The 12960-nt window shown below is 44.8% G+C and carries 13 protein-coding genes; 6 read left to right on the top strand and 7 right to left on the bottom strand.

Going from position 1 to position 12960, the window contains the following annotated elements:
- Positions 1 to 346: 346 nt before the first annotated feature.
- A complete protein-coding gene (locus FTU67_RS12225) occupies positions 347 to 919 on the bottom strand; it encodes a peptidylprolyl isomerase (protein WP_005181044.1) in 573 nt (190 codons plus the stop codon).
- A gap of 97 nt (positions 920 to 1016) precedes the next feature.
- Between FTU67_RS12225 and FTU67_RS12220 the strand changes: the two genes are divergently transcribed.
- Complete coding sequence (locus FTU67_RS12220; RefSeq protein WP_104470771.1) at positions 1017 to 1727, top strand: acetoacetate decarboxylase family protein; 711 nt, start codon at positions 1017 to 1019, stop codon at positions 1725 to 1727.
- Between the two features lie 10 nt (positions 1728 to 1737).
- Here FTU67_RS12220 and FTU67_RS12215 read toward each other — a convergent pair whose 3' ends face one another.
- Entirely contained in the window at positions 1738 to 2814 is a 1077-nt protein-coding gene (locus tag FTU67_RS12215) for an alpha/beta hydrolase (protein ID WP_168391187.1), read from the bottom strand.
- A 201-nt stretch (positions 2815 to 3015) separates the two neighbouring features.
- Here FTU67_RS12215 and FTU67_RS12210 point away from each other — a divergent pair, with 201 nt between their 5' ends.
- The gene (locus FTU67_RS12210) at positions 3016 to 3441 is read left to right on the top strand and encodes a hypothetical protein (RefSeq protein ID WP_005181048.1); all 426 of its coding nucleotides are present in this window, start codon (positions 3016 to 3018) and stop codon (positions 3439 to 3441) included.
- Positions 3442 to 3691: 250 nt separating this feature from the next.
- On the opposite strand, the gene FTU67_RS12205 is transcribed toward FTU67_RS12210, so the two are convergent.
- Positions 3692 to 3943, bottom strand: coding sequence for a hypothetical protein (locus FTU67_RS12205; RefSeq protein ID WP_005181050.1), 252 nt, complete (start codon positions 3941 to 3943; stop codon positions 3692 to 3694).
- A gap of 830 nt (positions 3944 to 4773) precedes the next feature.
- Between FTU67_RS12205 and grpE the strand changes: the two genes are divergently transcribed.
- The 4 genes from grpE (at position 4774) to FTU67_RS12185 (ending at position 9034) form a co-directional block, all read left to right on the top strand.
- On the top strand, positions 4774 to 5322 hold the full coding sequence (gene grpE / locus FTU67_RS12200) for a nucleotide exchange factor GrpE (RefSeq protein ID WP_005181051.1): 549 nt from the start codon (positions 4774 to 4776) through the stop codon (positions 5320 to 5322).
- A 119-nt stretch (positions 5323 to 5441) separates the two neighbouring features.
- A complete protein-coding gene (gene dnaK / locus FTU67_RS12195; protein WP_005181052.1) occupies positions 5442 to 7382 on the top strand; it encodes a molecular chaperone DnaK in 1941 nt (646 codons plus the stop codon).
- Positions 7383 to 7612: 230 nt separating this feature from the next.
- The gene (locus tag FTU67_RS12190) at positions 7613 to 8524 is read left to right on the top strand and encodes a matrixin family metalloprotease (protein ID WP_180061789.1); all 912 of its coding nucleotides are present in this window, start codon (positions 7613 to 7615) and stop codon (positions 8522 to 8524) included.
- A 120-nt stretch (positions 8525 to 8644) separates the two neighbouring features.
- Entirely contained in the window at positions 8645 to 9034 is a 390-nt protein-coding gene (locus FTU67_RS12185) for a hypothetical protein (protein WP_162182855.1), read from the top strand.
- Positions 9035 to 9076: 42 nt separating this feature from the next.
- On the opposite strand, the gene FTU67_RS12180 is transcribed toward FTU67_RS12185, so the two are convergent.
- The 4 genes from FTU67_RS12180 to purE form a co-directional block, all read right to left on the bottom strand.
- Positions 9077 to 10360, bottom strand: a complete 1284-nt coding sequence (locus tag FTU67_RS12180) for a lytic murein transglycosylase (protein ID WP_218946106.1) — start codon at positions 10358 to 10360, stop codon at positions 9077 to 9079.
- A gap of 459 nt (positions 10361 to 10819) precedes the next feature.
- Positions 10820 to 11086, bottom strand: coding sequence for a hypothetical protein (locus FTU67_RS12175; RefSeq protein WP_180061786.1), 267 nt, complete (start codon positions 11084 to 11086; stop codon positions 10820 to 10822).
- A gap of 14 nt (positions 11087 to 11100) precedes the next feature.
- Positions 11101 to 12222, bottom strand: coding sequence for a 5-(carboxyamino)imidazole ribonucleotide synthase (locus tag FTU67_RS12170; protein ID WP_180061785.1), 1122 nt, complete (start codon positions 12220 to 12222; stop codon positions 11101 to 11103).
- A gap of 15 nt (positions 12223 to 12237) precedes the next feature.
- Positions 12238 to 12750: a 5-(carboxyamino)imidazole ribonucleotide mutase gene (gene purE / locus FTU67_RS12165; protein WP_005181065.1), complete on the bottom strand. Its 513-nt coding sequence runs from the start codon at positions 12748 to 12750 to the stop codon at positions 12238 to 12240.
- Between the last annotated feature and the right edge of the window lie 210 nt (positions 12751 to 12960).

Raw genomic sequence — 12960 nt, 5'->3', positions numbered from 1 at the left:
TAAACCAATCAATTAATGAAAATATATTCGATTAATCAACCAGTAAAAATCCACACAAGTTGTTCTTCATAATCTCTTAATGATCTTTCCAACACCTCGTCAGTGCCAGAAGCTGGACTCAAAACACCCGACAACTCAGCTATCCGCCTCGTTCATCACCGTGTATCTCGTCGGTATGGGGTGCATTATAGGACAATTTCTTACACACGCAAGTGCTTTTAGCATCTTGTTTTATCGAGTGTTTCTTTTTTATGCACCAATATGGAGCATTTTTACCCGATCTTTGAAATAAACTTCTAATTTTAAAGCAGAAATATTTAATTTATATTTCTGCTTTTTATTTTCGTTAATTTTTTGCCGTTGCCGGTTTTATCTTCACACTCAGGATTTTCACCGGTTGAGCCGGAACATTCTGGTGCACACCAACATTGCGGGTCGGTACTTTGGCAATTTTATCGACCACATCCATCCCCTTGGTAACACGGCCAAACACGGCATAACCCGCATTACGTGGACTTTTATTCAGGAAGTCGTTATCGACCAGATTAATAAAAAACTGGCTTTTGGCTGAATCAGGATGATTGGTCCGTGCCATCGCCAAAGTACCACGCTGATTGCTCAGGCCATTATAGGATTCATTTCTGACCGGTGGACGGGTATTCGGACGTTCCACCATAGCTGCATCCATACCGCCGCCCTGAATCATAAAGCCCGGAATGACGCGATGGAAAATGGTACCGGTATAAAAACTGCTGCTGACATATTTTTCAAAATTGGCTGCTGACAATGGCGCTTTGTCGTTAAAAAGTTCAATTTCAATATTGCCCATGGAAGTTTTCATTTCAATCATTGAATTGGCAGCCCATGCAGAGGCACTAAAGGCAAGGCTGGCGGCCATAAGAACGCTACGTTTTAACATTTCTTTACGAATCCGTGGTTTGATGTTTTGCTTCACTTATATTAATTGTTCAGTATGAAGAAAACATTAGCTGTTCCTTTCAAATCCTGAGAATAAGATGAATAACAATATCCAGAAGCAGATTTTTGCGCATCCGCCTTGGCGCTTACACGGCGATGCTTTTATTTTGAATTATTGGCTGAACCCTTTTTTCCTGAAAACAGCCAAGCGTTTTCGGCTGGCCCCGTCTCCTTTAGGACGCATGGTCAATGTGATGCTGATCCGTTATCAGGATTCACCAGTGGGTCCGTATGATGAACTGTTAATTATGGATCATCCTTTATTGTATAAACATCGCTTGTCGACCATCCCCAAGATTTATGTCTCGACTCAGGCCTCTTTAGTGCATGGCCAGCAGTTATGGGGCATTCCGAAAGAGCTGGCCGAATTTGAATGGCTGGAAAAAGAAGGTCGCACCTATTGTATTGTGCGTCATCAGCAGCAAGAGATGTCAATTTGTCTGGAGCGGCCGAAAAACAGCACCTCGTTTTATATCAATAGCCACCATATTCCGGCTTCATTTTTATCCATTCAGCAGGCCTGGCAAGGCCAGCGCTACCAGTTTAGTCCGAAGTTTCGCGGCCGTTTATCTAAACTCAAAACGGTGGAATGGCAAAATACCCAGGATATTTTTCCTGATTTTTCCCAGGCCCGACTATTACAAAGTTTTTATGTACCGGAGTTTGATCTGTTATTCCCCGAAGCACAGATTAAAACCAAAACCGCTGTTCCACGTGAAACCAGAAAAAATCTGAGTCGGCCTTTTTAGATCACTCCTTTTAAAAGAAGCGTGGTCGATCCCAGAATTTTCTGAAATTCTTGCCCAGCTCGAGCGTGAGTTTTTTAGCACGGCGCGAAACCGGGGTTAAATTAATAAAACCATGGGTCTGGTCGGTATATTCCTTATATTGGACTTTGACCCCTTGCTGACGCAGCTTGTGCGCATAAATTTCCGCTTCATCGTGCAGCACATCATGCCCGGCCGTCACAATAAAGGTCGGCGGCAGTTTTCTTAAATTGCCGTAGGTTGGTGAAATCAGGGCATCATCCAGTGCCATATTGTGCTGTAACGCATAATACTCGGTGACGAAATCAATATCCTGCTCGGTCAGCACCAGACCATCTTTATAGGCAAAGAACGACGGATGACGGCTTTTAAAATCCACCACTGGATAAATCAGTAACTGGGCATGCGGTGCATAGGCGGTATTTTTACTACGCTGTGACACCACGGTAGCAATATTGGCACCAGCACTGTCACCCGCCACGGCAATACGGTTTTTCAGAATATTAAATTGACGGCGATGCTGATACACCCAAGCCAAAGCATCTTCACAGCACTGAATCAGCTGTGTCGGTGAAACCTCGGGGGTCAGTGGATAATCGACACTGACCACCTGCGCCTGAGCGGCATGCGCCAATAGCCGGCAAACTTCATCATGGGTATCAAGATTGCCCACCACAAAACCACCACCATGATAAAACACAATCAGTGGCAGTTTTTTATGCGGTGCAGGATGATAATAACGGGCCGAGATGGTGCCGCTTTGCAGGCTTAAACGTAAATCTTCGACCCGTTTGACATAGGTCGGCTGTTTGCGGATGGCTTTCATCTGGGTGTCAAAGGCCTGACGCGATTGCGCCGGATTTTCGCCAATAAAGCCGATACGCCCCTGCTTGATTTGGGCCGCCATCATGCATTTAATGAGTGGGTCAAGTTGCGGATACTGATAAGGATAGCCCAAGGCGCGCGCCAGTGATTCCTGCGCCACACACGGTAAATGATCGAGTGTTCGCACCACCGCACCCTGACTGTTATCAATGATTTTTTGCAGTTTCTGTTGATACGCACTCATCTACATCTTCCTTTTTTATTCATTCTTCACATTTTCTACATGATCAGCAGTTTAGTGACTATTTCGTTATAGAAGTCCAGTCATCGGCCTACATATTCAGAATTTATATACGCTAATCTTATTTCTATAAGGTGTCATTGACAATTTTGATGATACAGAGGGATTGATTTTGCTAATCCGGATAGAAAAAGGACGCTCACCATGTCTAGAAAACTCCTCTTGGTTTCCTGCGCGACCGTATTTTTAGCGGTCGGTTGTGTCGCGTTCCCTGAAGATGGTCACTACAATGGCCGCTATGATCATCGTTATGACCGGGATTACGACCGTAACTATGATTATCGCCGCATGACAGAACGTCAGCGTTGGGAATATGAACAACGTCAAAAACGCTTACAGCAACAACGCCAACGCGAAGCGCAGTGGGATCGACAAAAACGTGAACTGGAACGTAAACGTGCCGAACAAAGCCGTCAGCAGTTACAACGGGAACGCGAACGACGCGCCGAACTGAACCGTAAACGCCAGCAAGTCGAACGCAAACAGCAAGAGCAGCGTAAAAAACGGGTCGAAGAACAGCGTAAACGGATGGAAGAATATCGCAAACGGCAACGCGACCGTCGCGATTAATCCTGTATTTGACAGCGTGCGTGCGATGCACAGTTTAAAAAACCCGAAAACCTAGCTTTCGGGTTTTTATTTTGCCGTATGCATTTATTTAAAAGCGCTGGAATAGAAAAATAACAGCCTTCCATAATACTAGTGAAAATAGCATGGCCTTCCCTGGCCGGTTTTCGTTGAATATCCCTGTTGAGAAATTAAATCTTCCTCCCTGATTTAAATGATGGTCCTGTTTCATTTGAAATAGACAGCGTTGAATTTAGGGCTGTGGCTGTGCCTCGACTGCCGGTGCTTCCGACCCTGCTGGTGCAGCAGCGGCCGGGGCAGTAATTTTTGCGGCTACGCCCACTTCAGCCCCCGCTTCTACCGGCATGGTAGTCACCTGTACCGCTTCAGGTTGCTCCGGATTTTGTGCCACTTCTGGCGCCTGTGCCGCTTCATGACTGCTACAGCCTACCACCGCCAGTCCAGCAAACAAGGCCACAGCCAATACACCCATTTTTTTCATCATTCGATCCTCATTCATTGAAAAATACAAAGTCCAACTTTGCGCTGGCTATACTTTCAAAATTTTGGTGCTGGCTCGGCAGATAAAAAGTTAAATTTTTATATCCACCGGTACGAGTTATGCAGCTTTTTATAAACGTGAAGATGCAGCTGTTTTTACAGCCAATGGAAGGAATCAGCAGGATTAATCTGCTGTTTTTGTTATAGATTACAGCAATAAAAAAGAACGAAAGTGCAGAATTATTTTAGAGGAAGAAAACAGCGTGCTCTACACAACATACGGCTAGTTTTGCGAAAAGATAACAGTGTAAATGCGGCACTTTTAAATCTTTAGGGCAAAAAAAAGGCTTATCCAGAGGGCGGATAAGCCAGAAAACACATTTCAAGAAAATATCAAAAGAAACTACAGCGATAGAATCTGGGCGCAATCATACAAAGTTGACCTTGCCCTGTAAAATAGTATTTTTCACTCATTCTGATCGTTTTTATGTATAAATAATAATCAACTTAAAAATTTTGTATAGACAACTCAACAGCATCTACAGAATTTATCCGGACTTAAAATTAAAATCATTTTCCCATAAATTGGGGTTTCAGCCTCGTAGTATCTTCCTGCACCCTCCCTGCTAAAAAGATCAAAAATTAAAAGAATGTATGTTTTTTCAGCAAATTTCTGCAGATTTAATGACTGGCACCGCTTGAATTTTTATCCCCTGCCCCGACTTCTTTAATAATTACGAAATTCATCACTCATGGCAGTTCAGAATGAACCAGTCAATACTGATGCCAGAAGGACTGTACATGTTTAAGAACCCATTTAAACGGAGTAAATCAATGGCAACCGAGCACAACCAAGACGCTCAAGATCTGCAACAAGAGCAAGTAGAACAAGATACTACCCAAACTCAAGCTGAAACCGAGCAGGCAGACGTTTCCGTTGAGTCTTTACAAGAACAGATTGCGCAGCTCGAAGGCGATTTAAAACTTGAAAAAGCGCGTACCGCCAATGCAGTGTATGAAGCGCAAAAGAGTGTCGAGCGTATTCAGCGTGAATCTGAAAAGCATAAAGAAGCAGTGCTGGAGAAATTTGCCAAAGAACTGCTCGATAGCGTAGATAACCTGGAACGTGCTATTGCCGCAGCTGGCGAAGAAAAAACCCCGCTGTCTGAAGGGGTGGAACTGACGCTGAAATCACTGCTGACGACTTTAGAGAAATTCGGCATTGTGGCGGTAGATACCGCGAACGGTTTCAATGCAGATTTACATCAGGCGGTGGGCATTGATCCAACAGCCAAAGCCAACGAAATTGGCAACGTACTGCAAAAAGGTTATAGCTTAAATGGCCGTTTATTGCGTCCTGCAATGGTTATGGTCGGCGCTTAAGCCTCATAAATTCGGGAGTTGGTGAAATTTTTTCATATTTTTAACTTGAAAAAAATTGAACGGCTCTCATATCGGATAACAAGTGTAAAGCACAATAAAATTTTTGAGGAAACATCCAAATGGCTAAAATCATTGGTATTGACTTAGGTACAACCAACTCATGTGTTGCGGTACTTGAAGGCGATAAAGTTAAAGTAATTGAAAACGCTGAAGGCGCGCGTACAACTCCATCTATTATTGCGTATAAAGATGGCGAAATCCTGGTCGGTCAGTCTGCGAAACGTCAAGCAGTAACTAACCCGAAAAACACATTGTTCGCAATCAAACGTCTGATCGGTCGTCGTTATGAAGACCAAGCGGTACAAAAAGATATCGGTCTGGTGCCATACAAAATCATCAAAGCAGACAATGGCGATGCTTGGGTTGAAGTTAACGACAAAAAATTAGCACCACAGCAAATCTCTGCAGAAGTTCTGAAAAAAATGAAGAAAACTGCGGAAGATTACCTCGGTGAAACTGTTACTGAAGCAGTTGTAACCGTTCCTGCATACTTCAACGATGCACAGCGTCAAGCGACTAAAGATGCCGGTAAAATTGCTGGTTTAGACGTTAAACGTATCATCAACGAACCTACTGCTGCGGCGTTAGCGTTCGGTATGGACAAGAAAGAAGGCGACCGTAAAGTTGCAGTCTATGACTTGGGTGGTGGTACTTTCGACGTATCCATCATTGAAATTGCGGATCTTGATGGCGACCAGCAAATCGAAGTATTGTCGACTAACGGTGATACATTCCTGGGTGGTGAAGACTTCGATAACGCATTGATCGATTACCTGGTTGAAGAGTTCAAGAAAGAACAAAACGTCAACCTGAAAAACGATCCACTGGCGTTACAACGTTTGAAAGAAGCGGCTGAAAAAGCAAAAATCGAGCTTTCTTCTTCAAATGCAACTGAAATCAACCTGCCATACATCACAGCTGATGCGACTGGTCCTAAACACTTGGTGATCAACGTAACACGTGCGAAATTAGAAGGTTTGGTTGCAGACCTAGTTGCGCGTACCATCGAACCTTGCCGTATTGCACTGAAAGATGCGGGTCTTTCAACATCTGACATCTCTGACGTGATTTTGGTGGGTGGTCAGTCTCGTATGCCACTTGTACAACAAAAAGTACAAGAATTCTTTGGTAAAGAGCCACGTAAAGACGTGAACCCGGATGAAGCTGTGGCAATGGGTGCGGCAATTCAAGGTGCGGTATTGTCTGGTGACAAGAACGACGTTCTTTTACTTGACGTAACACCGCTGACACTGGGTATTGAAACCATGGGCGGTGTGTTAACGCCAATCATCGAGAAAAACACCACAATCCCTGCGAAAAAATCGCAAGTGTTCTCTACAGCGGCAGATAACCAGCCTGCAGTAGACATTTCGGTTTACCAAGGTGAACGTAAAATGGCTCAACAAAACAAATTGTTGGGTAACTTCCAGTTGGGTGATATCCCACCTGCACCACGTGGTGTGCCACAAATTGAAGTATCGTTCGACATCAACGCGGATGGTATCTTGAAAGTGTCTGCGAAAGACAAGAGCACGGGTAAAGAGCAATCGATCCAGATTAAAGCAAACTCAGGTTTGTCTGATGCTGAAATCGAAGCGATGATCAAAGACGCTGAAGCGAATGCTGAAGAAGACCGTAAGTTTGAAGAACTGGCAAAAGCACGTAACGAAGCAGATGCCCTGGTTTCTTCTGCTCAAAAAGCAGTAAAAGATCTTGGCGAACAAGTGACTGCTGATGAAAAAACTGCGGTAGAAACAGCAGTTTCAGAACTTGAAGCAGCAACCAAAGAAAATGACGTTGACGCGATCAAAGCGAAAACTGAAGCACTGCAAAACATCATCATGCCAATTACGCAACGTGCATATGAAGCAGCTCAAGGCCAAGGCGGTGCGCAAGGTTTTGACCCGAATGCCTTCGGTGGTGATGCTGGCCAACAGCAAAAAGCGGACGATGGCGTTGTAGATGCTGAATTCACTGAAGTGAAAGATGACAAAAAATAATTTGTCACTTTAAACAAAAAGACCGCGCGTAAGCGCGGTTTTTTTATATCTGCTTGAAAGCAAAAAAGACTTGTTTCCACCCTGCGGCTTTTTTAAGCTAGTTAGGCACCCCCATCTGGCCTACTCTGCTTGACCGTTTTCCCTGTTATATAAAGGAAAGAAAATCGGTCAATCACAGATGCGGATGTGCAGTTAATTATCCCCTCTCTACAGGAAGCCCAATCTGCGTGATGCGTCCCTTAATCCTGATTGTGTTACTGCTGTTTGCCGCCATGCTGTGGTATCAGAACCAGCAGCATCCGCAGTTGCAGCACAACAGCCTGCTGACCCGGATTCAGGCACCTTTGGATACCCGGCTGCGTTACCGGATTGCCGAAGTGGACCCGCGCTTTGGTTTAAGCCATGCCGAAGTAGTGCAACTGGCACAACAGGCCACACAAATCTGGACAGAGGGTACTGGTCAGGACTATTTTGTCTATGATTCACAAGCGCGACTGGCAATCCACCTGATTTATGATGAACGCCAACATGAATCGGAACAGCGTCGTCTGCAGATGGGCCAGATTGAGCAACAGCAGCAACATTGGGAACGCCAGCAGGCCCAAGTGCAGGCAGTCAAACAGCAGATTCAGCAACTGAACCAGCAGCTGGCTTTTAAAAATGCCCAGTTACAGCAACAGCTGAATGCCTATAACCAGCAGGTGCAGCAGCTGAACCAGCAAGGCGGTGCATCGGCCACACAGCACAGCTCTTTAAACCAGCAGCGCCAGCAACTTGAACAGCAAACCGCCAGTTTACAGGCTGAAATTCAACAGTTTAATGTGCGTATTGCAGGCTTGAACCAACAGGTCGATGCCCTCAACCAGCTAAATCAGTCAATTGATGCTTCGGTGCAGCAATTTAACCAGCGCTTTCAGCCGCGTTTATTTGATAAAGGCAGTTTTGATGGTAAAAGTATTCGCATCTATGAGTTTCAGTCAGCTGCCGACCTGCGTTTAACCTTGGCACATGAATTCGGTCATGCCTTGGGCTTGGGGCATACCCATGATCCACATGCCCTGATGCATCCTCTCATGCAAGAGCAAAATCTGGATCATTTTCAGCTAACTGCCGCCGATTTGGCACTTTTACAGCAGCGTTAAATACATTTGATGCTTTTCATTACAAGTTAATCTAGAAAACCGGGGCTTTATCGCCAACAGCACTGCCCTCTCTGACTATTTCATGTTATTGTGAAAGCCGCAATTTCAACAGGAATGTTTGTGGAGATTAATGTGAGTTACTACCATATTTTGATTGAAGTAAATGACCACATCAGCACGATTGAACAAACGCGTGATATTGAACTGTTTGATATCGTCGATATTCAGCCGTATCTCTACTCTATTCTATTGCCATATTTTAATGAGCAGATGATTGAACTCGAAGAAGAAAATGTCGAGTTTGAAGATATCCTGCATTTAGAAATTAAACAGACCCTGTTGCCGGTTAATCACCTGATTGAAGAAGAACAAAAACTGCTGCCAAGCGACACCGATGTCACCATTACGGCCTATGAGGTGTTTAACAACCGTGATTTGAGTCAGGATGTAACCACGGTCATTTTTGATATTTTAGAAGCCGTGAAGATTGATACCTCAGATATTGAATAAACATCAGGGCGCCATAAGGCGCCCTTTTTATTGCATATTTATTTATTGCAGCATCATCAGTTTGGCATTTTCATTACGAAAAGCGCGTAACACCTGCTGTCCGGCACGCCCGGTGGGACTTAAGCCCAGGCGGATCTGTTCCTGACGAATCGCCTGACGGGTTTTATCACCAATCAGGCCATCTACCGCACCAATATCATGACCGCGATTTAATAAAAACTGCTGGATTTCACGACGTTCTGCGCGTGAAGTGCCCGGATCATCGGTAGGCCATGCCGTCACAAACGGGCCTTTGCCCTGTAAACGGTCGGATAAATGCGCAATGGCCAAGGCATAACTTTCCGCGGCGTTATAACTGTAAATGGCATCAAAGTTTTTAAACACCAGGAAAGCCGGGCCATTGCCGCCTGCCGGTGTCAGCAAACCGGCCTGACTGCTGCCTGAAAGATTGCCCTGAATCAAGGCACTGCCATCGGCTCGTACTAGCCCACGATTGACCCAGCTGCTTAAGGATTTTTTATTGCGGCGCCCTTCTCCACTGACTGACATGCCTGCGGGCAATTTCACTTCAAAGCCCCACGGCTGTCCGCTTTGCCAGCCACGTTTTTTCAGGAAATTGGCGGTTGATGCCAAGGCATCAGTGGTGCTTGAGACCAGATCACGGCGGCCATCACCATCAAAATCCACTGCCAGTTCTTCATAGGTCGATGGCATAAACTGGGTATGACCAAATGCCCCGGCCCATGAGCCTCTGAGCTGATCTTCACGCACATCGCCGCGTTGTAAAATACGCATGGCGGCAAAGAATTCGCCGCGGAAATAACTCTGACGACGGCCTTCACAGCTTAAAGTACCTAAAGCCTGCAATAACGGATAACGGCCAGAAATATCACCAAAATTACTTTCTACACCCCATACCGCGACCACGGTTTCTGGCGGTACACCATAAGCTGCTGCAACCCGGTTCAGTACCTCACTGTGCTCGGCCAGTTTTTGCTGGCCCAGTTGTACGCGTTCTTCATCGACCAGACCGGAAAGATAATCCCAGATTGGCGTCGAAAATTCCGGCTGATAATTCAGGCGTTCAATCACGGAATAATCTGGCGTTAAATTTTGGGTATAGCGGTCATAAGTACTGCCACTGACGCCCTTGGCCATGGCCTGACCGCGTAAATTGGCCAGACAGACCTGGAAATTATTTTGAGGCTGGATGGTACTTGGCACCGGCGCCGTAGTGGTGACCGGCTGACCATTAATAATCAGTTCTGCATGTAGCTGAGATGCAGCCAATGCCAAAGATCCGAAAACAAAAGCAAAGCGATGCATACTATCCCTTATGTCATTTGAATTTAAAACTGGTTTTACCATAACAGCTGAGCCATAAAATGACAGGGTAAAAACGTAAATTTAAATTTATTTTGCTTCATTTTAAATTCATATTTCAGTTTTGAATTTAAAAAATTTTATCCACAGATCTAATCTTGAGTATTTTTAAATTCAAATCTAGGTTTTCTTATTTTTTAAATTTAAATTCATTCTTTTAAATTCATTTTTTCAGACTTCAACCAGTAAAAGTTATCCACACCCACAAAACAACACGAGTTTTAAATTTAAATTATCATTTTTAAATTTATTTCAGCAAAACTTATCCACAAAACCCATCCACCGGACCGTAAATCTGTACTTTTTAAATTTAAATTGCAGTTTTTGAATTTATTTCGCAGGTTTTAAATTCAAATTTTTAAATTTAAAACTACAAACAGATTTGAATTCATAATTTTGAATTTAAAATTCAGCGGATATTTTAAATTCAAACTGCATGTTCAGATTTAAATTCAAAATAAAATCTGTGTTTGAATTCATTTTTAATTTTTCAGATGCTCTGTATTTATGTTTGTTTTTTAGCCATTTATAGTTATAAAAGATCTGGACTGAAGCAATCAAGCCTGTTGTTGAACCAGCCGACCAATGGCAGCTGGCGAAAAAAGAGCGCAATCTTGCCCGAATTTCTGGCATAAAAAAAGCGGCCCGCTGAGGGACCGCTGTTTTCATAAACGAATCTGCAGTTAAATGCTCATATCTTCACTCAAGGCCAGCGGATTTGGCAAAATTTTCGCCAGCTGACGGCAGAGTGACGTCAGTTCGCGACTGTCGTTTGGCATTAGGGTAATATGCCCGATTTTACGGCCTTCGCGTTCAGTTTTATTGTACAAATGCAGATGTGCACCATTTAACGCCAACACATCTTCCGACTTTGGATGCTGACCAATAATATTCACCATCACCGTTGGGCGCACCACCTCAGTCGAACCGAGCGGCAAACCAGCCACTGCACGGACATGGTTTTCAAACTGTGAACAGACTGCGCCTTCAATCGACCAGTGCCCTGAATTATGCACGCGTGGTGCCATTTCATTGGCATACAGGCCTTTTTCAGTGACAAACAGTTCCAGTGTCAACACACCAATATAGTTCAGATGATTCAGCAAACGTGTAATATAGTCTTGCGCCACCGGTTGCAAGTCAGTGCTGTTCGGTGCCGGTACAATCGAGTGCGATAAAATCCCGTGATGGTGATGGTTTTCAGCCAATGGCCAGGTTTTGACATCGCCATTTTGGCCACGTACCGCAATAATTGATACTTCACGCGAGAAGGTGACAAAACTTTCTGCAATCAGCAAGCCGGCAGGGCCGAGTTCTGCCCAGGCCTGATCAATCTGATCAGCACTACGCAGCACAAACTGACCTTTACCATCATAACCGCCAGTTGCGGTTTTCAGTACGATCGGCAGACCTAATTCAGCTACCGCCGCCTGTAAACTGTCCAGCGAATCAACCGCCTTATACGGCGCCACCGGAATCTGCAGTGCATCAAATAAGGCTTTTTCCTGCAGACGGTTTTGCGCAATCGCCAGCGCCTGACGCGGTGGATGCAACGCTTTACTTTGGGTCAAGACATCGACATCAGCCAGCGGGGTATTTTCAAACTCCAGGCTAAATACATCTGCACTCTGGATAAAATCCTGCAAACCGTGTTCAGCTGCGTTTGAATAGACCGTACCTAAAGCCGCAGAAGGGCAATCTGCACTGGCTTCAAAGAAAGTACATTGAATATTGAGTGGTAACGCGGCTTGCGCCATCATACGACCAAGCTGCCCACCACCAAAAATACCAATGGTTTTATTCATAAGGAATGTCCCGTATTAAGCCTGACCCGGAATATTGTTGCTGGCCACTTTATCGGTTTGCGCTGCACGGAAATCAGCGACATTTTTCGCAATCTCTGGACGCGTTAAACCCAGAATCTGGGCAGCCATAATGGCAGCATTGGTGGCACCGGCCGGACCAATTGCCAAGGTACCTACCGCAATTCCGGCCGGCATTTGTACAATCGACAGCAGTGAATCGACGCCATTTAAAATAGAAGATTTAACCGGCACACCCAGCACTGGAAGATCTGTCTTGGCTGCACACATGCCCGGTAAATGGGCAGCGCCACCCGCACCGGCAATAATCACCTGAATACCACGATCACGCGCAGTTTCGGCATATTCGAATAAACGGTCTGGGGTACGGTGCGCAGAAACCACTTCCGCTTCAAATGGGACACCAAGCTGCTTGAGCATATTGGCAGTGTGTTCGAGAGTTGCCCAATCAGATTGAGAACCCATAATAATTCCAACGAGAGGAGCGTCTTGTGCTGCGGCCGCATTCATTGCTAATGTTCCAGAGACTAAGTGAAAAAAGATAAATCTCGACGAGAGCCAAGCTTTAATGAATAAGCTCCGTATTATAGACTGAAAAACCGGCTGGCTAAAGTTCGGCGCAAGAATAAAGATTAAAATTATCTGTTTGTAAAACTGAAGAAAATACAATGATGGCAATAGGCCAAAAATACAAAAAGAGGACATACAGCGGTGAAAAAA

This window comes from Acinetobacter sp. YH12132 (assembly GCF_013418645.1).
Lineage (GTDB): Bacteria > Pseudomonadota > Gammaproteobacteria > Pseudomonadales > Moraxellaceae > Acinetobacter > Acinetobacter indicus.
Note: the sequence above shows the minus strand (reverse complement) of the source record. Positions and strands in the feature narration are given on the sequence as shown.

Bases quoted from the DNA above. Each gene is read 5' to 3' on its own strand.
- grpE (WP_005181051.1), top strand. From the start codon at position 4,774: ATGGCAACCGAGCACAACCAAGACGCTCAAGATCTGCAACAAGAGCAA.
- FTU67_RS12210 (WP_005181048.1), top strand. From the start codon at position 3,016: ATGTCTAGAAAACTCCTCTTGGTTTCCTGCGCGACCGTATTTTTAGCG.
- FTU67_RS12205 (WP_005181050.1), bottom strand. From the start codon at position 3,943: ATGATGAAAAAAATGGGTGTATTGGCTGTGGCCTTGTTTGCTGGACTG.
- purE (WP_005181065.1), bottom strand. From the start codon at position 12,750: ATGAATGCGGCCGCAGCACAAGACGCTCCTCTCGTTGGAATTATTATG.
- FTU67_RS12215 (WP_168391187.1), bottom strand. From the start codon at position 2,814: ATGAGTGCGTATCAACAGAAACTGCAAAAAATCATTGATAACAGTCAG.
- FTU67_RS12180 (WP_218946106.1), bottom strand. From the start codon at position 10,360: ATGCATCGCTTTGCTTTTGTTTTCGGATCTTTGGCATTGGCTGCATCT.
- FTU67_RS12190 (WP_180061789.1), top strand. From the start codon at position 7,613: ATGCGTCCCTTAATCCTGATTGTGTTACTGCTGTTTGCCGCCATGCTG.
- dnaK (WP_005181052.1), top strand. From the start codon at position 5,442: ATGGCTAAAATCATTGGTATTGACTTAGGTACAACCAACTCATGTGTT.
- FTU67_RS12175 (WP_180061786.1), bottom strand. From the start codon at position 11,086: ATGAAAACAGCGGTCCCTCAGCGGGCCGCTTTTTTTATGCCAGAAATT.
- FTU67_RS12225 (WP_005181044.1), bottom strand. From the start codon at position 919: ATGTTAAAACGTAGCGTTCTTATGGCCGCCAGCCTTGCCTTTAGTGCC.
- FTU67_RS12170 (WP_180061785.1), bottom strand. From the start codon at position 12,222: ATGAATAAAACCATTGGTATTTTTGGTGGTGGGCAGCTTGGTCGTATG.
- FTU67_RS12220 (WP_104470771.1), top strand. From the start codon at position 1,017: ATGAATAACAATATCCAGAAGCAGATTTTTGCGCATCCGCCTTGGCGC.